Genomic DNA, 18,995 nt, shown 5'->3' on the forward strand with positions numbered 1-18,995 from the left:
AGGCGCGGACACCGAGTGCAAGAACACGCACACTGGCCCTGCCGCCACGGCGCCATCAATCGGATTTCAGCGTGCCGCGCTCTGCAATGCGCGGTCGTTTCAGCGCGCCACACGCATCGTCTGCGCCGGTGGTCCTGGTCGCAGCGATGGCGCGGTAATACCCGATGCCCACGGTATTGCCAACGAACTGGCCGCCCTGCGAGGGGCACTCTCCATCGGCCTTGAACCAGTCCGAAAACGCCGCGTACTTGCCGGCCCTGAGGAAGTGGTTGCCGCTGACATAGGTCCGATCGGACGCATCGCGCGTACGCACTGCATCGCCGTTGACGTCGATGAACGTATTGCTTTCGATCCGGTTACCGGACGAGTGCCGCGCCAGATACAGCGCATGGATGAAGCCCGAGGTGTCGGTGTCGTTTTCGATCGACACAAAGCGATTGTGTTCGATGCGGTTGTCGCGCGACTGCTGCAGCCGGATCGCTGCAAACGAGTACGCGGCCTCGGTGCTACGGCCGTAGCGTCCACCGATCCGCTCGAACTGCATGTTGCGGATCGTGTTGCCGCCATTGCCATCCTCGGCCGCCTTGCTGCTGCCAAGATCCAGCGCCATCCAGTAGTTGCTGACCTTCAACCCCTCGAAGCTCAGCCGCGTCGGCGCATTGCGACCGCCTTTCAAGGCGAACCAGGTCGCGCCACCGCGTCCATCGAAGACCGGCGGGCTGGCAGCGCCAGCAGCGGCAATGAAGCGGATCGGCGCGCCGTTGGCAAAGGTCCATTGCACCGTCTGTTGAAGATAGGTGCCCGGGGCGATCACCACCTCCACGTCCCCTGCTGGTCGTCGCTCGAGCAGGCGTTGCTGCGCGGCGTCGAGACTGCGCACTGCCGTCGAAGGCGCGGTGCCTGCCGCCGCATCGTTGCCATCGGGCGACAGATACAGCCGATAACTCGCCGCCGCTGCAACGCCTGGCTGCAGCATCGGCAGGCCAAGGAGCAGGATCAACATCGTCTGTGGTCGTCGCTGCATCGTGCACCTTCCGTCGTTACCCGCAGCACGGCCAACCATCGCCGTGCAGCACGGCTGCGCTGCGCCACCCACCCGCATCGCGACACCGCTCCATGCTACTTCTTGGTCGGCCGCTCCCAACCTTCGATCACTGTCTGACGCGGACGCGACACGCTGAGCTGGCCGGCCGGCGCGTCGCGCGTGATCACCGAGCCCGCACCGATGGTGGCATTGGCACCGACCTCGATCGGCGCCACCAGCGCGCTGTTGGAGCCGACGAACGCGCCGTCGCCAATGGTGGTCTGCGACTTGTTCACGCCATCGTAGTTGCAGGTGATGGTGCCGGCGCCGATGTTGACCTTGCTGCCGATCACCGCATCGCCCAGGTACGTGAGGTGATTGGCCTTGCTGCCCACACCCATCGTGACCTTCTTGGTCTCGACGAAATTGCCGATATGCACGCCATCGGCGAGCACGGTGCCGGGGCGCAGACGCGCGAACGGGCCGATCTGCACCGCACCTTCGGTCACCACGCCTTCCAGATCGCAGTGCGCGCGCACCTGCGTGCCGGCACCCAGCGTCACATCGCGCAGCCGCACGAACGGGCCTATCACCACGTCATCGCCGAGCGTGACATCGCCTTCCAGAATCACATCGATATCCAGCTGCACATCGCGTCCCACCTGCACCGTGCCGCGCTGTTCCACGCGCGCCGGGTCGGCCATGCGCACGCCTTGCAGGCACAGCGCACGCGCGGCGCGCAACTGCCAGGCACGTTCGAGTTGGGCCAGCTGCCAGGGGTCGTTGGCACCTTCCACATCCTGCGGGTCGGCCACATGCACCATGTCGGCCGGCGTGAAGTCGGCGGCGGCACTGGCAAACACGTCGGTGAGATAGAACTCGCCCTGTGCGTTGTTGTTGGACAGACCGCCCAGCCAGCGCCGCAATGCGGTGGATTCGGCGGTGAGGATGCCGGTGTTGATGGTGCGGATGCGCCGCTGCTCGTCGTTGGCGTCCTTCTGCTCGATGATCGCCGCCACCTTGCCTTCGGCATCGCGCAGGATGCGTCCGTAGCCGGTGGGGTTGGCAAGCTCTGCGACCAGCACCGCCATCCGGCCGGGCGCATGCAGCAGCTGCAACAGGCTCTCGCTACGGATCAGCGGCACATCGCCGTACAGCACCAGCACGGTGGCCGCATCCGGAATCGCATCCATCGCCTGCTGCACGGCGTGGCCGGTGCCCAGTTGCTGCCGTTGCTCGGCCCACTGCAGATCCGCCTGCCCGGCAAATGCCGCGCGCACCTGATCGCCGCCGTGCCCGTAGACGATATGGACCGCGGCCGGCTGTAGCTGCCGTGCGGTGGCGATCACATGCGCCAACATCGGCTGGCCTGCCAATGGCTGCAACACCTTGGGCAGGGACGAGCGCATGCGCTTGCCCTCGCCCGCAGCCAGGATCACGACGTGCAGGGGCAGGGTCATCAAGAATTCCAAAGGCGGGAGATACGCCAAATTCTAGTCGCAGCCATGCAAAACCGCGTGCTCGATCGATGCCCTCAACACGCGATGACAACTTTTTAAGCACTACGGCCGCTAGGATGGGCGCCCTTTCTTCGTTCCCGGCACGCATGAGCCTGTTCCGTCAAGGCAGCCAGTTCACCCTGATTGGCGGCCTGCAATTGGCTGTGGACTGCGGCATCTTCATCGCCGCCACCGCCGCTGGCATGCCGACGGTGCCGGCCAATCTGCTCGGGCGCATCAGCGGCGCGGTGCTGGGTTTCTGGCTCAATGGCCGTTACACCTTCGCCCAGCAGGGCGGCGCGCGGCTGGGCTGGCAGCGCTTCCGCCGCTTTGCGGTGATGTGGCTGGCGTTGACGCTGATCAGCACCTGGCTGCTGTCGGCGACGGTGGATCTGGTCGGCCTGCGCCAGGCCTGGCTGGCCAAGCCGCTGGTCGAAGGCGGGTTGGCGATCGTGTCGTTCTTTCTCGGCCGGCATGTGGTGTATCGCTGACCCCGCGGCAGGCGAGGCTGGAGCGTGCGTCGTTGAACCGAGACGGCCGGCTGCTACCCGTCTCATCTGCCAGAGTCGCGCGCCCTGCAAGCGCTCACGACGCCGCCAGTGCAGTCACCAGGCTGGCGTGATCGAGGCGTAAGCGCGGCATCTGCCAACGCAGTGCCTTGCGCACGACGGCAACCGCACACCCGAACTGGTCAGGCATGCCGGCGGCGACGCAAGCGCTACGCTGACCTGCGTCGACCTCGGCGATGCCCCACCACTGCGGTCGCGTCGCGTCACCGGCCCTATGCGGCCAAGCTTGCACTAGGTCTTGCCGGGTGCCTGCTGACAAAAGTCGCCCAGGCCACGCACCAGTGCCGCGCGGTGCAAGGCATCCAGCTGCCATTGCGCCGCGTAGTGCGCCGCAGCCCGTGCCGTGTTGGTCGCGCAGTGCGCCGCCGAACGCGCCGCAGCAGCATCGGCCAGCGCATCGAGCAACTCGCCCTGCAGCTGGTCCAGGCGTGCGCGCAGTGCGGCCAGATCCGGGCGTGCGGTATCCGGCGCACGTCCACGTTCGTGCCAATGGTTCAGCAGCGCGTACTGCACCGATTTGTTGGCCTCGATCTGCGCGGCAAAAAAGCGGGCCGCATCCTCGGCGTCCAGTCCATGCGCCGGTGCCTGGTCGCGTACGCTCTGCAGCACCGCCGCTTCGCGCGCCTGGTCCAGCACCGGCTTGCCGCTATCCCACTTGCTCAGCGCCACCGCATCGCCGATCGCATTGCGTTGCACGATGCGATCCAGCAGCGGATCCAGCGGCGGCTGGCTGCGTGCCGGCAACGCGCACCCCAGCAGGGCGACCGCAAGCGTGCAAGTCAGTGCATAACCGCGGAAGCCATCGATCGAGCGGGTCATGGAAGTCTCCTCAACGTCGGATGTCACCATGCCATGGCGCAGTGGAGCGCTGCATGGCAACCATGCCACGCAGTGTGCGCGCTGGCCGCCACACGCGGCTTTCTGCCGCGCACGCGCAGCTCCAAAAACGAAAACGCCGACACGAAGGTCGGCGTTCCGGTCCACATCTGCATGCGGCATGCAGCTGAGGCGTGTCGCTTGCCCACAACCGATGGGCCAGGCAATCGATCAGTGCTTGAGGTTGCGGCGCAGACGCTCCAGCGCCTGCAGCTGCACCGTCGCCTCGGCCAGCCGACGCTGCGCATCGGCCACGTCCACCGTGTCGCCACGGTTGGCCAGCAGACGCTCCGCTTCTTCCTTGACTTTGCGGACCGCAGCCTCGTCGATGTCCTGCGCACGCACCGCGGTGTCGACCAGCACGGTCACCACCTGCGGCTGCACTTCCAGGATCCCGCCGGAAATGGCGAAGTCCAGTTGTTCGCCACTGGCGGTGGTGACCACCACCTTGCCCGGCTTCAGGCGGGTGATCAACGGCGCGTGCTTGGGCGCGATGCCCAGCTCGCCCAACTCGCCGGTGGCCACGACCAGCGTCGCCTCACCGTGGAAGATTTCCTTCTCGGCGCTGACGATGTCGCAACGGATAGTGCTCATGGTGCCTCACTCTGTGAAGCGGGGATTGGGGATTGGGGATTCGGGATTGGCAACCGCAGCTTTCACTGTGGCGACTCACCTCGTCTCCGCACCCCGTTCACCGCCGTACCAAATCCCGAATCCCGAATGCCAAATCCCGGCTCTTACGCCTTGGCGCTCATCTTGTTGGCTTTCTCGACGGCTTCTTCGATGCTGCCGACCATGTAGAACGCCTGCTCCGGCAGGTGATCGTATTCGCCGTCGCAGATCGCCTTGAAGCCGCGGATGGTGTCCTTCAGCGACACGTACTTGCCCGGCGAGCCGGTGAACACTTCGGCCACGTGGAACGGCTGGCTGAAGAAGCGCTCGATCTTGCGTGCGCGCGACACCGACTGCTTGTCTTCCTCGCTCAGCTCGTCCATGCCCAGGATCGCGATGATGTCCTTCAGTTCCTTGTACTTCTGCAAGGTCTGCTGGACGCGCTGGGCGGTGTCGTAATGCTCGTGACCGATCACCAGCGGGTCCATCTGGCGGCTGGTGGAATCCAGCGGATCCACCGCCGGGTAGATACCCAGCGAGGCGATGTTACGGCTCAGCGTGACAGTGGAATCCAGGTGGGCGAAGGTGGTCGCCGGCGACGGGTCGGTCAGGTCGTCCGCGGGCACGTACACGGCCTGGATCGAGGTGATCGAACCGCTCTTGGTCGAGGTGATGCGCTCCTGCAACACGCCCATTTCCTCGGCCAGGGTCGGCTGGTAGCCCACCGCCGACGGCATGCGGCCGAGCAGCGCGGACACTTCGGTACCGGCCAGCGTGTAGCGGTAGATGTTGTCCACGAACAGCAGCACGTCCTTGCCCTTGCCGTTCTCGTCCTTCTCGTCGCGGAAGTACTCGGCCATGGTCAGGCCGGTCAGCGCAACGCGCAGGCGGTTGCCCGGCGGCTCGTTCATCTGGCCGTACACCATCGCGACCTTGTCCAGCACGTTGGAGTCTTTCATCTCGTGGTAGAAGTCGTTGCCCTCGCGGGTACGCTCGCCCACGCCGGCAAACACGGACAGACCCGAGTGCGCCTTGGCGATGTTGTTGATCAGTTCCATCATGTTGACGGTCTTGCCGACGCCGGCGCCGCCGAACAGGCCGACCTTGCCGCCCTTGGCGAACGGGCACATCAGGTCGATGACCTTGATGCCGGTTTCCAGCAGCTCGGTGCTGGAGGACTGGTCTTCATACGACGGCGCAGCGCGATGGATTTCCCAATGGTCCGACGCCTGCACGTCGCCGGCTTCGTCGATCGGACGACCCAGCACGTCCATGATGCGGCCCAGCGTGCCGGCGCCGACCGGCACCGAAATCGCGCGCTCGGTGTTGGTGGCCAGCAGGTTGCGCTTCAGGCCGTCGGTGGAGCCGAGCGCAATCGTGCGCACCACGCCATCGCCGAGCTGCTGCTGCACTTCCAGGGTGATTTCGGTGCCTTCGACCTTCAACGCGTGATAGACCTTCGGCACTTCATTGCGCTGGAATTCGACGTCGACGACCGCGCCGATGATCTGAACGATCTTGCCCTGACTCATTTTGCTGCTCCGGTTAGCTTTGTTCTGTCCGAGTGGCAGATGCCATCTCGTGGAATTTTGTGATTTGGGATTCGTGATTGGGGATTCGCAAGGGCGCAGTCCGCTGCGCTCCTACCAATCCCGAATCCCCAATCCCGGCCGTGCTTATACCGCGGCCGCGCCGCTGACGATTTCCGAAATTTCCTGGGTGATCGCCGCCTGACGCGCCTTGTTGTAGACCAGTTGCAGGGTGCCGATCATCTTGTTGGCATTGTCGCTGGCGGCCTTCATCGCCACCATGCGCGCGGCATGTTCGGAGGCCACGTTTTCCAGCACGGCCTGGTACACCAGCGACTCGATGTAACGCGTCATCACGTGCTCCAGCACGGTCGCGGCATCGGGTTCGTACAGGTAGTCCCAATCGTGGTGCGCCACCTTGTGCTCGGCGGCCGGCAGCGGCAGCAGCTGATCGAAGCTGGCCTTCTGCGTCATGGTGTTCACGAAGCGGTTGTAGACCAGGTATACGCGGTCCACCTTGCCGTCGATGTAGGCATCGATCATCACCTTGATCACGCCGATCAGCTGCTCCACCTGCGGGCTGTCGCCCAGATGGGTCACGCTGCCGACCATGTTGACCTTGATGCGGCGGAAGAAGGCCGACGCCTTCTGACCGATGGTCACCACGTCGATCTCGGCACCCTTGTCCTGCCATGGACGCACTTCGCCCAGCATCTTGCGGAACAGGTTGTTGTTCAGACCGCCGGCCAGGCCGCGGTCGGAAGAGATCACGATGTAACCGACCCGCTTGACCTGCTCGCGCTCGACCAGAAACGGATGCTGGAAATCGGTGCTGGCCTGCGCCAGATGCCCGATCACCTGCTTCATCGCCTGCGCATACGGACGCGAGGTCTTCATGCGCTCCTGCGCCTTGCGGATCTTGGAGGCCGAGACCATTTCGAGCGCGCGCGTCACCTTGCGGGTGTTCTGCACGCTCTTGATCTTGGTTTTGATTTCGCGTCCGCCTGCCATACTCGCTCGCTTCGCTCGCTTAGTGGGATTCGGGAATCGGGATTCGGGATTGGCTAAAGCCTCCCTACCTCACCGCTTCCGCGAACCCCGGATGCCTAACTTTTGGGACTCAAGAGCGAGGATTCGGCATCAGCCGAGACCCCGAACCACCGCTCCTACGAATCCCGAATGCCCAATCCCGGCTCCTGGCGCTGTTACCAGCTGCCCGTGGTCTTGAACTCTTCGATGCCCTTCTTGAACGCGGCTTCGATGTCGTTGTCCCAACCGCCGGTGCTGTTGATCTTGTTGATCAGCTCGCCCTGGGTGTTGGCGAAGTGGGCGTGCAGGCCTTCTTCGAACGCCAGCAGCTTATTGACCGGCACCTCGTCGAGGTAGCCCTCGTTGACGGCATAGATCGACAGCGCCTGGTTGGCGATGGACATCGGCGCGTACTGCTTCTGCTTCATCAGTTCGGTGACGCGCTGACCGCGCTCGAGCTGCTTGCGGGTGGCTTCGTCCAGGTCCGAGGCGAACTGCGCGAACGCCGCCAGCTCACGGTACTGCGCCAGCGAGATACGGATACCGCCGGACAGCTTCTTGATGATCTTGGTCTGGGCCGCACCGCCGACGCGCGACACCGAGATACCGGCGTTCACGGCCGGGCGGATACCGGCGTTGAACAGATCGGTTTCCAGGAAGATCTGGCCGTCGGTGATCGAGATCACGTTGGTCGGCACGAACGCGGACACATCGCCGGCCTGCGTTTCGATGATCGGCAGCGCGGTCAGCGAACCGGTCTTGCCGGTCACCGCACCGTTGGTGAACTTCTCCACGTACTCCTCGGACACGCGCGCAGCGCGCTCGAGCAGGCGGGAGTGCAGATAGAACACGTCGCCCGGATAGGCTTCGCGGCCCGGCGGGCGCTTGAGCAGCAGCGAGATCTGGCGGTAGGCCACGGCCTGCTTGGACAGATCGTCGTACACGATCAGCGCGTCTTCGCCGCGGTCCATGAAGTATTCGCCCATGGTGCAGCCGGCATACGGGCTGATGTACTGCATCGCGGCCGATTCGGACGCGGTCGCCGCCACCACCACGGTGTGCGCCAGCGCGCCGTTCTCTTCGAGCTTGCGCACGATGTTGGCAACGGTCGAGGCCTTCTGGCCGATCGCCACGTACACGCACTTGATGCCGGTGCCCTTCTGGTTGATCACCGCGTCGATCGCCAGCGCGGTCTTGCCGGTCTGACGGTCGCCGATGACCAGCTCGCGCTGGCCGCGGCCGATCGGAATCATCGCATCGACCGACTTGTAACCGGTCTGCACCGGCTGGTCGACCGACTTGCGCCAGATCACGCCGGGGGCAACGCGCTCCACCGGTGCGGTCTGGGTGGCGCCCAGCGGGCCCTTGCCGTCGATCGGCTCGCCCAGCGCGTTGACCACGCGACCGAGCAGTTCCGGACCGACCGGCACTTCCAGGATGCGGCCGGTGGTCTTGGCCACGTCGCCTTCGCGCAGGTTCTCGTAATCGCCCAGCACCACGGCGCCGACCGAATCGCGCTCCAGGTTCAGTGCGAGCGCGAAGGTGTTGTTCGGCAGTTCGATCATTTCGCCCTGCATCACGTCGGCCAGGCCGAAGATGCGCACGATGCCGTCGGACACGCTGGTCACGGAGCCTTCGTTGCGCGACTCTGCGGACAGCTTGACCGCCTCGATGCGGGTCTTGATCAGGTCGCTGATTTCGGAGGGGTTGAGCGTGGTTGCCATCGTTCAGTCCTAGGTGCCGGCCGCGAGGGCCATGCGTTTATGTGAATTCAGTGGGCGAGCGAGCTTTGCAGACGCGCAAGCTTGCCCTTCAGCGAGCCGTCGATGACCACGTCGCCGGTGTCGATCACCGCGCCGCCGATCAGCGAAGCATCCACCGCGGTGGTGATGTCCACCTCGCGGCCGAAACGCTTCTTCAGCGCAGCAGCGATCGTGTCCAGTTCCGCCTGGCTCATTGCAGCCGCCGAGGTCACCGTCGCCTTGACGACGTGTTCGGCCTCGGCACGCAGCTGTTCGTACAGCCCTGCCACTTCCGGCAGCAGCGACAGCCGCTGCGCATCGGCCAGCAGGCCGAGGAAACGCAGATAGTCTTCGCTCGCCTGCGGCGGCGCCAGCAACGTCACGGCCTGTTCCTGGCGCAGGGCCGGGTTGAGCAGTAATGCCGCCACGCGCGGGTCGCCGGCCACCTGCGCCGAAAACGCCAGCGCATCGGACCAGGGCGCAAAGTTGCCGCCCTCACGCGCGATCGCAAACGCGGCGCGGCCGTACGGACGGGCAAGTGTGAGGGCCTGACTCATCGATTAAATCTCCGCCGCCAGCTCGTCGAGCAGCGCCTTGTGGGCGTTGGCGTCGATTTCGCGCTTGAGCAGCTTTTCGGCGCCACTGACCGCCAGCACCGAGACCTGCTTGCGCAGTTCCTCGCGGGCACGGGTGGCAGATGCGTCGATTTCGGTCTGGGCCAGATCCTTCTGACGGTTGGCTTCGGCAATCGCCTCGAGCTTGGCCGCTTCGATGATCTGGTTGGCGCGCGCATGGGCCTGATCGATGATCTCGTTGGCCTTGGTGCGTGCGTCCTTCAATGCTTCGTTGACCTTTTCCTGCGCCTGCGCCAGATCCTTCTGACTGCGATCGGCTGCGGCCAGACCTTCAGCGATCTTTTGCTGACGCTCTTCGATCGCCTGCAGCAGCGGCGGCCAGATTTTGGTCGCGACGATCCAGATCAGACCGGCGAAGGCCAGCGCCTGGGCAAAGATGGTAAGGGTGATATCCATGGGTCGCTCAATCGCTGTTTAGGGGTGAAAGCGCCGCCGCATTGGCGACGCTTCCCGACCTTCATCCGCGGACGCAGCCGCACTGGCTGCCTCCGCATCCTGCTACCGCTGGATCAGCCGGCAGCCTGCGACAGACGCTCGATGAACACCTGGGCCAGCGGGTTGGCGAAGGCGAACAGCAGGCCGACGGCGACGCTGATGATGAACGCGGCGTCGATCAGGCCGGCGGTGATGAACATACGAACCTGCAGCACCGGGATCAGTTCCGGCTGGCGTGCGGCCGATTCCAGGAACTTGCCAGCCATGATGGCCAGACCGAGGCCGGCACCCAGCGCGGCCAGGCCGATCATGATGCCGACGGCGAGGACGGTGGAGCTCTGGACTTGAGCGAGGTTGGTCAGGACGGCGAGGTACATGGTGATCTCCGAACGAAAGTTTCTAAGGGTGATGGATGAATCGGGATGAAGCGGATGAAGGGTGCAGCAAACTCAGTGGCTGTCTTCGGCCAGGCTCAGATACACGATCGACAGCATCATGAAGATGAAGGCCTGCAGCGGAATCACCAACAGGTGGAACAGCATCCAGCCAAGGCCGAATACGCCGCCAGCGACCATGCCGGCGATGCCCGCACCGCCCAGCACCCAGATCAGCAGGAAGACGATCTCGCCGCCGAACATGTTGCCGAACAGTCGCATCGCCAACGAAATCGGCTTGCTCAGCCACTCGACGATGTTCAGGAGCAGGTTGAACGGCATCATCCACTTGCCGAACGGCGCCGTCAGGAATTCCTTGGTCATGCCGCCCACGCCCTTGGAGCGCAGCGAGAACACGATCATCAGGAAGAACACGCTGATCGACATGCCCAAGGTGGCATTGACGTCGGCGGTGGGCACCGGCTTCCAGGCATGGATGCCTGCCCAGCCCAGCGGAATGGCGATGAAATCGGCCGGGATCATCTTGATGAGGTTCATCAACAGGATCCAGAAGAAGATGGTGATCGCGATCGGCGTCACCAGCTTGCTGCTGCCGTGATAGGTGTCCTTGGCCTGCCGGTCGACGAATTCCAGGCAGATTTCCACGAATGCCTGCCACTTGCCCGGCACGCCGGCCGTGGCATTGCGGGTTGCCGTCCAGAACGCCAGCACCATGACCAGGCCCATCAACACGGCCATGACCAGGGTGTCGACGTGGATGGTCCAAAACGTGCCGCCACCCTCGCGAACCGGATAGATCAGGTTCTGCAGGTGATGCTGGATATAGGAGGTAGGTGTTGCTGCCTCGCCCGCCATGTGTCTGGAGCCCTTTAAGTTCGAATCAACGTCTGGCCAGAGCCAGAACCTGAAAAATCAACCCGATGGCGATACCCGCCAACAGAGCCAGAGGAGGCAACCGCCACAGGGCAAAGCCCAGCGACAACGCCGCAAATACCAACACCCACTTCAGCACCATCGCCAGCACCAGCCGCACCATCGCGATGCCTGCTGCCTGGATGCCGCCACCGAGCGCGGTACGTGCCGCAACCCAACCGCCCAGTACCGTCGCAAACCCGGTCAATGCCAGACCGGCAGAGTAACGGGGACCGACCAACAGCAACCCCAGACTGGTTATAGCTACAGCGGCAAGCGGATATACCGCAGCGCGCAGCATCAACCGCCGACCCGCGTCAACGGAGTTCAGCACTACGGTTACCTTACGTGTGAATGAGGGGGAAGCGCAGTTGCGCCTCGTCGAGCCGCGAAAGTATAGCAATGGGACAAATTGCGAGACAACCGGCAGAGGTCATTGACTGCTGCAACGCACCAAGCGTGCGCCGCGGCGGCGGGTGGGAACTTTGCCACAAACTGGCGGTCGGAACTTGCGAGGCCTGCACATCCTCGTCGAAAGGTACCGCCGCAGGCCGCGTATGGGAGCCCTGGGAGACCGGGGCTCCTGCTTTTTACGCATTTTGTCGCACCCTGACACTTTCCCATCGGCGGTCCAATCCGCTGCGGCGCACGATCGTTTCGATCCATGCAGCGCCGCGATGACGGCCATCTTGCCGCCCGGTGCGGCACCGGTTGCGCAGTTGGCGGCGGCGACCGTACCTGAAGGTATGCACTACGCCACACTTTTTGCGCGTCGTTTTCAGCGCCGGATTTGCCGTGTCCGCCGCGCGGGCCCCATGCCTACTGGAGATGCGGACCGTTTTGTCCGATTGCTATCTCCGCCTTCACGGGTGTGCGACAGGTCCTTCACTTTTGGAAGACGTCGTCTTATCGATAGTGCGCGCCACTGGCCCAACGGCCTGACCATTCCAAGAATTCGGAGCTCCCATGAAACACCTCCTCGCACTGGCGATCCCGTGCGTTCTGGCCGTCGCCTACGTCGCGCCCGCACACGCTGAAGATACCGATGACCGCTTCCAGATTCGCCTCGGTGCGATGAATGTGGACAACGACAACACCATCCGCGGCAACACGCTGCTGGCGGGCAACAACGTGTCGGTCAATGAAGATTTCAAGCTGGGCGGCAAGGAATGGGAGCCGCGCGTCGATGGCGTGTTCCGCATCAGCACCCGTCAGCGCCTGATCTTCGACTACTTCAAGTACGACAAGGACCGCCGCGAGACCCTGACCCAGGACCTGAGCGCCGGCGGCGTGACCGTGCCGAGCGGCAGCTTCATCAAGGGCGAGCTGAAGTATCAGGTCGCGACCCTGGTGTACGACTACTCGGTGATCGATTCGCCGGAATTCAGCCTGGGCCTGCAGCTCGGCGCCGAATACGCCAAGGTCGAAGCCAACGGGTATGCCGATCTGGGCACCGTGTTCTCCGGCGATGTGCTGGACGAGAAGGCCGACGGCGTGGCGCCGGTGGTGGGCATCCGCTTCACCGCGCGTCCGAGCGAGCATTGGCTGTTCAACGTGCAGGGCCAGTACCTCAACACCAGCTGGGGCAACTTCGACGACTACGAGGGCGACCTGAGCCGCGCCAACGCGATTGCCGAATACCGCTTCACCAAGAACTTCGGCATCTTCGCCGGCTACGACTGGTTCAAGCTCGACGTCGACCAGCGCGGCAGCGATGGCCTGATCGGCCTGAAGCAGGAGTTCAAGGGCCCGGTGGCAGGCGTGACGTTCGCGTTTCAGCTGCCCGGCGGCGCCGACGGCACCGGGAACAGCTACGTGGCCACACACACGTCGTCGGCCGGCGGCATCTCGTCCACGCCGGCGCGCAACACCTCCACCTGCGCCGCATCGGCGATCGGCCTGGGCACCCGACGGCCCTGCCCGGCGATCCGCTGGCTGCCGTAACACTGCGGTCTGTCGTTGGCGATGAGCACGCGATCGGTCGGCAGGACCTGTCGGTGCGCCGATACCTCGCCACTGCGAGCGCCCTGCCTGGCCAAGGCCTCCAGCACGCGCTCCTGCAAGGCAGGAGCGGCGTGAGCATGCCGCACCGGCGGCCGGAGCCGGAGCCGGCGGCGACGCCGTCGCGTCCGACCTGGACCGCGCTCGGCAAGCCCTCATGCTCGGCGAAGATGCGGCGAATCTGCGGCAGATGCTCGGCGGCAACCGCCAGCATCGTCTAACGGCCGCACGCTGCAGCCACGCGCCAGCGCGCTCACTCGGCGACGCGTTCGCCGCCCTTGATCACGCCCTCTACCTGCCGCAACGCGGTGACGTCCTGCAGCGGATCGCCGCTGACCGCGATCAGATCGGCGTAGCGGCCAGGGGCGATGGCGCCAACGTCGTTGCTGCGCCCCAGGGCCTGGGCTGCGTCCACGGTGGCGGCACGGATGGCTTCCAGCGGCGTCATGCCCCACTCCACCATCTTGGCGAACTGGCGCGCGTTGTCGCCATTGGGATACACACCGCCATCGCTGCCGAACACCAGCTTGACCCCGGCCGCGTGCGCGGCACGAAAGGTCTCGCGCTGCTTGCGCCCGATCTGGCGCTCCTTTTCCAGCGATTCGGCGAACAGGCCGTTCTTTTCGCCCTCGGCCAGGATGTAGTCGTCGTTGTAGATGTCCATCGAAAACCAGGTGCCATGCGCCCTGGCCAGCCTGAAGGATTCCGCATCGGCCAGGCTGGCGTGCTCGATGGTGTCGGCGCCTGCGCGGATCGCATCGTTGATGCCAGCGGTGCCATGCGCATGCACGGCGACCTTCAGGCCCAGCCGGTGCGCCTCGTCCACCAGCGCGCGCATTTCCTCCAGGCTGTATTGCTGCCCGCCGACGCTGTCTGTCTTGGACAGCACGCCGCCGGTGCCGCAGAACTTGATCACTTCTGCGCCGTACTTGCGCAACGTGCGTACCGCGGCGCGGATCGCGTCCGGGCCATCGGCGACTCCGGGGCCGCTGACCTTGACCGAGGGCGGGAATTCGGTGGCATCGCAGTGGCCGCCGGTGGCACCGATGCCATAGGTGGCCGGCACGATCCGCGGGCCAGGCACGGTGCCGCGCTCGATCGCCTGCTTGAGCGCGACATCGTCGTAGTTGAGCGAGCCGACATTGCGCACCGTGGTGAAGCCTGCGCGCAGCGTTTTTGCGGCATTGGCCACACCGACCACGGTCCAGAAATTGTCGGTGTACTCCAGCGCCTTGTAGCCGCCCAGGGTGGGGTCCACGGTGAGATGCACATGCATGTCGATCAGCCCCGGCAACAGCGTGCGCTCGCCCAGATCGATGCGCTGCGCGTCGGCCGGCAACGGATCGCCGTGTCGACCGACGCGGGTGATACGGCCGGCAACCACTTCGATCTGCGGCTTGTCCACATAGCGGCCGGCCTGCACGTCCAGCAGGCGCGCGGCGGTGATCACGGTGGTCTGTGCGTGCGCGCCCAGCGAGGCACACAGGCAGCCAGCAGCGGCGAGCAGCGCCGGCAAACGCATCTTCGACATCGGGGTCGTCCCTGAGCTGCGAACGGCGTGTCCGCGCTCCGATGGTGCAAGCGGACTGCGGGCTGCGCAAGCGCCTGCGCATGGAGGTCGCACCGTCGCAATGCCATGTGTGGCCGCGCCAGCCGTATCTGGCGCGCGAACGATGCGCCATCGCCGTGCGCCAGACTGGGCGCTGCCCAGGGACCTGCGCAATCGGCTTGCAGGCTTAAGCCCTGTCGAATCCTGCGATCGGGCGCAGCGGCCAGGTCCGGTCGCCGCATGCGGCTGCGTGGCACGTCGGAAATACCGCAAAACTCCGCGCGTGCGCGGTCGCGCCGCATGCATTGACGCGTCCCACACCACACGGCGCAGCGCCGCAGCGATCGCGCCAACGGCGATCGCGCGTAACCGTACCCCCTGACAACAACGCCCCGCACAAGGCGGGGCGTTGCTGGCAGCTGCGGATGCGTGCAGTTATTTCTTCTTCGGGATGTACAGGTCGGTGATGGTGCCGTCGTAGACCTCGGCCGCCATGCCGACCGATTCGCTCAGGGTCGGATGCGCGTGGATGGTGTGGCCGATGTCTTCGGCCTCGGCGCCCATCTCGATGGCCAGGCCGATCTCGGCCAGCAGGTCACCGGCATGCACGCCGACGATGGCCCCACCGATCACGCGGTGGGTGTCTTCGTCGAAGATCAGCTTGGTGAAGCCTTCGGTGCGGCCGATGCCGATCGCGCGGCCACTGGCGGCCCACGGGAACTTGGCCACGCCGACCTTCAGGCCCTTGGCCTTGGCCTCGGTCTCGGTGACGCCGACCCAGGCGATTTCCGGATTGGTGTAGGCCACCGACGGAATCACCCGCGCCACCCATTCCTTCTTCTCGCCGGCCGCCACTTCAGCGGCCAGCTTGCCTTCGTGGGTGGCCTTGTGCGCCAGCATCGGGTTACCGACGATGTCGCCGATGGCGAAGATGTGCGGCACGTTGGTGCGCATCTGCCGATCGACCGGAATGAAGCCGCGGTCGGTGATGGTGACACCGGCCTTCTCCGCGCCGATCTTCTTGCCGTTGGGGGTGCGGCCCACGGCGACCAGCACGCGATCGTACGCGGTGGCCTGCAGACCGGGCTTCTCGCCCTCCACGGCCGCTTCGAAGGACACGGTGATACCGCTCTTGTCGGCCTTGACGTCGGTGGCCTTGGTCTTGAGATGGACCTCCACGCCCTGCTTTTTCAGGCGGTCGGCCAGCGGCTTGACCAGGTCCTTGTCGGCGCCCGGCATCAGCTGGTCCATGAACTCGACCACGGTGACCTTGCTGCCGAGCGCGCTGTACACCGTGGCCATTTCCAGGCCGATGATGCCGCCGCCGACCACCAGCAGGGTCTTGGGAATGTCGTGCAGCTCCAGCGCGTCGGTGGAATCCATCACGCGCTTGTCGTCCCACGGGAAGTTGGGCAGCTTCACCGCCTGCGAACCGGCGGCGATGATGCAGTGCTCGAAGCGCAGCAGCTGGGTCTTGCCGTCGTCGCCGACGATCTCCAGCTCGTTGGGCGAGACGAAGCTGGCCACACCGGTGACGGTGCGCACCTTGCGCTGCTTGGCCATGCTGGCCAGGCCGCCGGTGAGCTTGCCGACCACTTTTTCCTTGTACTCGCGCAGCTTGTCCAGGGTGATCTTGGGCTGGCCGAAATCCACGCCGAAATCGCCGGCGTGGGCCACCTCGTCGATCACCGCGGCGGCATGCAGCAGCGCCTTGGACGGGATGCAGCCCACATTGAGGCAGACCCCGCCCAGGCTGGCGTAGCGCTCGATCAGCACCGTGTCCAGGCCCAGGTCGGCGGCGCGGAAGGCGGCGGTGTAGCCGCCGGGGCCGGCCCCGAGCACCACCATCTTGCATTCGATATCGGCCGGCTTGCCGCTGGCCAGGGCCGGCTTGGACGCCGCCGGTTCGGCCGGAGCGCGATGCGACGGCGTCACCGGTGGCTTGCTGCCGGGTGCGGCGGCAGCAGGCGCAGCGGCCTTGGTGTCGGCCTTGGCGGGCGCAGGCGCGGCGGCCTCGCCTGCGGTTTCCAGCAGCAGCACCACTGCGCCTTCGGACAGGCTGTCGCCGACCTTGACCTTGAGTTCCTTGACCACACCGGCGGCCGAGGACGGCACTTCCAGCGTGGCCTTGTCCGATTCCAGCGTCACCAGGCCCTGGTCCTTGGCCACGCTGTCGCCCACGGCGACCAGCACTTCGATGACGGGGACATCGCTGTAATCGCCGATGTCGGGAACCTTGATTTCAATGACCGCCATTTGCTTCTCCTGTGGCTCAACCGGCCGTGCCGGCAAGCGTCTGCTGGAGTTCATCCAGCGACGATTCGATTTGGGTCCAGCGCTTGTCGCGCTTCTTTTCCTTGCCGTCGCTGGCCTCGATCAGCAACGCGGCCTGCTGCAGCAGCAGCTCACCGGCGCCGCAGCTCGGGCGCGTACCGCTGTAGCGCACGCCCTCGACCTGGAACGACAGCACTTCGCCCTCGGTGACCGGCGCGGCGCGGCCGCTCGGTGCCAGCTGGGTCAAGGCCGCGGTCCAGTTACTGACCAGACGCCTGGCCAACGCCGCCGGAATCGGGATCTCGACCGTTTCCGGGGTCTGCTCGGTGCGGAACTGCACACTGCCGCGATCGGTCTGACTGACCCAGCTGTAGACGCGCTCATCGGCGCGGCTATGCCGCAAGGTCCAGTCGGCGCCATCCTTGCCCGGCACCAGCGACACGCCGCTTTCAACGCCACGTGTGGGCAGGGTCAGCAGCGACAAGGCCGGCTTGCTGGCGCCGTCGAGCAGCGTGCTCACCGCGGTGCCGTAGTTGCCCACCGCCGGCGGCCAGCCGCGCCCCAGCGTGCTGTCGCACTCGCGCGCCACCGCACCGGTCCACGGCAACACACCGAGCAAGGCGATCGTCAGCAGCGCGGTCCTCACAGCAGGACGCGACGCATGTCGGCCAGCACCTGGCTGAGATAGGTGGTGAAGCGGGCCGCCAGCGCGCCGTCGATGACGCGGTGGTCGTAGCTCAGCGACAACGGCAGCATCAACTTCGGCGCGAACTCCTTGCCGTTCCAGACCGGCTGCATCGCCGACTTGGACACGCCCAGGATCGCCACTTCCGGTGCATTGATGATCGGGGTGAACGCGGTGCCGCCGATGCCGCCGAGCGAGCTGATCGAGAAGCAGCCGCCACTCATGTCGGCCGGGCCGAGCTTGCCGTCGCGCGCCTTCTTGGCCAGCTCGCCGCTTTCCTGGGCGATCTGCAGCACGCCCTTCTTGTCCACGTCGCGGATCACCGGCACCACCAGGCCATTGGGCGTATCGGCCGCAAAACCGATGTTGATGTACTTCTTCAGCGTCAGGTTTTCGCCGGCCGCATCCAGCGAGGCGTTGAACTCGGGGAACTTCTTCAGCGCCGCAGCGCTGGCCTTGACCAGGAAGGCGAGCATGGTGAGCTTGATGCCCGCCTTCTCGTTTTCCTTGTTCAGCGCCACGCGCAGGGCTTCCAGATCGGTGATGTCGGCCGATTCGAACTGGGTGACGTGCGGAATCATGGCCCAGTTGCGTGCCAGGTTGGCACCGGAAATCTTCTTGATGCGCGACAGCGGCTGGGTTTCGGTCTCGCCGAACTTGCTGAAGTCCACCTTCGGCCAGGCCAGCAGGTTCAGGCCGTTGCCACCACCGGCCGGTGCGGCACCGGCCGCGGCAGGCGCACCGCCAGTGAGCGCGGCCTTGACGAAGCGCTGCACGTCTTCACGGGTGATGCGGCCGCCCTTTTCGCTGCCCTTGAGCTGGTTCAGGTCCACACCCAGCTCGCGTGCGAACACGCGCACCACCGGGCTGGCATACGGCACCTTGGACGGCAGCACGCTGTCGGCGTCGAAGCTCACCGGCGGGCTGCTCGGGGTGCCGGCCGATGGCTGGCCGCCCTGCGCGGCGTCGCCGGAACGTACGCCCTGCACCTGCGCGATCTCGCGCTGGGCCAGCTTGTCCGGCTCGGCCGACACTGCGACCGGCTCGACCTTGCCGGCGGTTTCGGCGGTGTCGGTGCTGGGCTTGGCGGGGGACTGCGCCGCTCCGGCGCCGCCGTCGCTGGCAGCGATGATCGCCACCACATTGCCCTGCGACAGCGTGTCGCCGACCTTGACCTTGAGTTCCTTGACCACGCCAGCGGCCGAGGACGGCACTTCCATCGTGGCCTT

17 protein-coding genes and 1 pseudogene are annotated in these 18,995 nt (G+C 65.4%); 2 read left to right on the forward strand and 16 right to left on the reverse strand.

Translation table 11 applies throughout. The annotated features are described in order from the left end of the window. Positions 1-55 precede the first annotated feature (55 nt). On the reverse strand, positions 56-1,003 hold the full coding sequence (locus Y887_RS05440; protein ID WP_245879410.1) for a right-handed parallel beta-helix repeat-containing protein: 948 nt from the start codon (positions 1,001-1,003) through the stop codon (positions 56-58). Between the two features lie 116 nt (positions 1,004-1,119). Continuing rightward, on the reverse strand, positions 1,120-2,484 hold the full coding sequence (glmU, locus tag Y887_RS05445) for a bifunctional UDP-N-acetylglucosamine diphosphorylase/glucosamine-1-phosphate N-acetyltransferase GlmU (RefSeq protein ID WP_046963392.1): 1,365 nt from the start codon (positions 2,482-2,484) through the stop codon (positions 1,120-1,122). A gap of 146 nt (positions 2,485-2,630) precedes the next feature. On the opposite strand from glmU, the gene Y887_RS05450 reads away from it, so the two are divergent. Next, positions 2,631-3,014 carry a GtrA family protein gene (locus Y887_RS05450; protein WP_046963367.1) on the forward strand — a complete coding sequence of 128 codons (384 nt, stop codon included), beginning with the start codon at positions 2,631-2,633 and terminating at the stop codon, positions 3,012-3,014. A gap of 309 nt (positions 3,015-3,323) precedes the next feature. On the opposite strand, the gene Y887_RS05455 is transcribed toward Y887_RS05450, so the two are convergent. From Y887_RS05455 to Y887_RS05500, 10 genes are all read right to left on the reverse strand, one after another. Continuing rightward, positions 3,324-3,911 carry a chorismate mutase gene (locus tag Y887_RS05455; protein ID WP_046963368.1) on the reverse strand — a complete coding sequence of 196 codons (588 nt, stop codon included), beginning with the start codon at positions 3,909-3,911 and terminating at the stop codon, positions 3,324-3,326. A gap of 228 nt (positions 3,912-4,139) precedes the next feature. Continuing rightward, a complete protein-coding gene (locus Y887_RS05460) occupies positions 4,140-4,562 on the reverse strand; it encodes a F0F1 ATP synthase subunit epsilon (protein ID WP_024938404.1) in 423 nt (140 codons plus the stop codon). A 143-nt stretch (positions 4,563-4,705) separates the two neighbouring features. Next, complete coding sequence (gene atpD / locus Y887_RS05465) at positions 4,706-6,112, reverse strand: F0F1 ATP synthase subunit beta (protein WP_046963369.1); 1,407 nt, start codon at positions 6,110-6,112, stop codon at positions 4,706-4,708. 144 nt (positions 6,113-6,256) lie between these two features. Further along, complete coding sequence (gene atpG / locus Y887_RS05470; protein WP_005992067.1) at positions 6,257-7,120, reverse strand: F0F1 ATP synthase subunit gamma; 864 nt, start codon at positions 7,118-7,120, stop codon at positions 6,257-6,259. A 194-nt stretch (positions 7,121-7,314) separates the two neighbouring features. Continuing rightward, the gene (gene atpA / locus Y887_RS05475; RefSeq protein ID WP_046963370.1) at positions 7,315-8,862 is read right to left on the reverse strand and encodes a F0F1 ATP synthase subunit alpha; all 1,548 of its coding nucleotides are present in this window, start codon (positions 8,860-8,862) and stop codon (positions 7,315-7,317) included. A 47-nt stretch (positions 8,863-8,909) separates the two neighbouring features. Further along, on the reverse strand, positions 8,910-9,437 hold the full coding sequence (locus Y887_RS05480; protein ID WP_046963371.1) for a F0F1 ATP synthase subunit delta: 528 nt from the start codon (positions 9,435-9,437) through the stop codon (positions 8,910-8,912). A 3-nt stretch (positions 9,438-9,440) separates the two neighbouring features. Further along, positions 9,441-9,911: a F0F1 ATP synthase subunit B gene (locus Y887_RS05485; RefSeq protein WP_003483999.1), complete on the reverse strand. Its 471-nt coding sequence runs from the start codon at positions 9,909-9,911 to the stop codon at positions 9,441-9,443. Positions 9,912-10,024: 113 nt separating this feature from the next. After that, positions 10,025-10,327 (reverse strand): F0F1 ATP synthase subunit C, encoded by a 303-nt coding sequence (gene atpE, locus Y887_RS05490; RefSeq protein WP_002814105.1) that lies wholly within the window; start codon positions 10,325-10,327, stop codon positions 10,025-10,027. Between the two features lie 72 nt (positions 10,328-10,399). After that, positions 10,400-11,200 carry a F0F1 ATP synthase subunit A gene (atpB, locus tag Y887_RS05495; RefSeq protein ID WP_039421795.1) on the reverse strand — a complete coding sequence of 267 codons (801 nt, stop codon included), beginning with the start codon at positions 11,198-11,200 and terminating at the stop codon, positions 10,400-10,402. 25 nt (positions 11,201-11,225) lie between these two features. Next, positions 11,226-11,591 (reverse strand): hypothetical protein, encoded by a 366-nt coding sequence (locus Y887_RS05500; RefSeq protein ID WP_074059361.1) that lies wholly within the window; start codon positions 11,589-11,591, stop codon positions 11,226-11,228. Between the two features lie 632 nt (positions 11,592-12,223). Between Y887_RS05500 and Y887_RS05505 the strand changes: the two are divergent. Beyond that, a pseudogene (locus Y887_RS05505) lies at positions 12,224-13,033 on the forward strand (hypothetical protein); the annotation flags it as partial. A 478-nt stretch (positions 13,034-13,511) separates the two neighbouring features. Here Y887_RS05505 and Y887_RS05510 read toward each other — a convergent pair. From Y887_RS05510 to Y887_RS05525, 4 genes are all read right to left on the reverse strand, one after another. Further along, on the reverse strand, positions 13,512-14,789 hold the full coding sequence (locus Y887_RS05510; RefSeq protein ID WP_046963372.1) for a Xaa-Pro dipeptidase: 1,278 nt from the start codon (positions 14,787-14,789) through the stop codon (positions 13,512-13,514). Between the two features lie 453 nt (positions 14,790-15,242). Beyond that, a complete protein-coding gene (lpdA, locus tag Y887_RS05515) occupies positions 15,243-17,063 on the reverse strand; it encodes a dihydrolipoyl dehydrogenase (RefSeq protein WP_046963373.1) in 1,821 nt (606 codons plus the stop codon). A 16-nt stretch (positions 17,064-17,079) separates the two neighbouring features. After that, positions 17,080-17,727, reverse strand: coding sequence for a hypothetical protein (locus tag Y887_RS05520; protein WP_046963374.1), 648 nt, complete (start codon positions 17,725-17,727; stop codon positions 17,080-17,082). Then, the coding region (locus tag Y887_RS05525; protein ID WP_046963394.1) for a dihydrolipoyllysine-residue acetyltransferase at positions 17,724-18,995 on the reverse strand (1,272 nt) is incomplete at its 5' end. The genes Y887_RS05520 and Y887_RS05525, both read right to left, overlap by 4 nt.

The organism is Xanthomonas pisi DSM 18956 (assembly GCF_001010415.1).
Lineage (GTDB): Bacteria > Pseudomonadota > Gammaproteobacteria > Xanthomonadales > Xanthomonadaceae > Xanthomonas > Xanthomonas pisi.

Excerpts from the sequence above, each read along its gene's own strand:
- Y887_RS05440 (WP_245879410.1), bottom strand. The coding sequence starts at position 1,003 with ATGTTGATCCTGCTCCTTGGCCTGCCGATGCTGCAGCCAGGCGTTGCA.
- glmU (WP_046963392.1), bottom strand. The coding sequence starts at position 2,484 with ATGACCCTGCCCCTGCACGTCGTGATCCTGGCTGCGGGCGAGGGCAAG.
- Y887_RS05450 (WP_046963367.1), top strand. The coding sequence starts at position 2,631 with ATGAGCCTGTTCCGTCAAGGCAGCCAGTTCACCCTGATTGGCGGCCTG.
- Y887_RS05455 (WP_046963368.1), bottom strand. The coding sequence starts at position 3,911 with ATGACCCGCTCGATCGATGGCTTCCGCGGTTATGCACTGACTTGCACG.
- Y887_RS05460 (WP_024938404.1), bottom strand. The coding sequence starts at position 4,562 with ATGAGCACTATCCGTTGCGACATCGTCAGCGCCGAGAAGGAAATCTTC.
- atpD (WP_046963369.1), bottom strand. The coding sequence starts at position 6,112 with ATGAGTCAGGGCAAGATCGTTCAGATCATCGGCGCGGTCGTCGACGTC.
- atpG (WP_005992067.1), bottom strand. The coding sequence starts at position 7,120 with ATGGCAGGCGGACGCGAAATCAAAACCAAGATCAAGAGCGTGCAGAAC.
- atpA (WP_046963370.1), bottom strand. The coding sequence starts at position 8,862 with ATGGCAACCACGCTCAACCCCTCCGAAATCAGCGACCTGATCAAGACC.
- Y887_RS05480 (WP_046963371.1), bottom strand. The coding sequence starts at position 9,437 with ATGAGTCAGGCCCTCACACTTGCCCGTCCGTACGGCCGCGCCGCGTTT.
- Y887_RS05485 (WP_003483999.1), bottom strand. The coding sequence starts at position 9,911 with ATGGATATCACCCTTACCATCTTTGCCCAGGCGCTGGCCTTCGCCGGT.
- atpE (WP_002814105.1), bottom strand. The coding sequence starts at position 10,327 with ATGTACCTCGCCGTCCTGACCAACCTCGCTCAAGTCCAGAGCTCCACC.
- atpB (WP_039421795.1), bottom strand. The coding sequence starts at position 11,200 with ATGGCGGGCGAGGCAGCAACACCTACCTCCTATATCCAGCATCACCTG.
- Y887_RS05510 (WP_046963372.1), bottom strand. The coding sequence starts at position 14,789 with ATGTCGAAGATGCGTTTGCCGGCGCTGCTCGCCGCTGCTGGCTGCCTG.
- lpdA (WP_046963373.1), bottom strand. The coding sequence starts at position 17,063 with ATGGCGGTCATTGAAATCAAGGTTCCCGACATCGGCGATTACAGCGAT.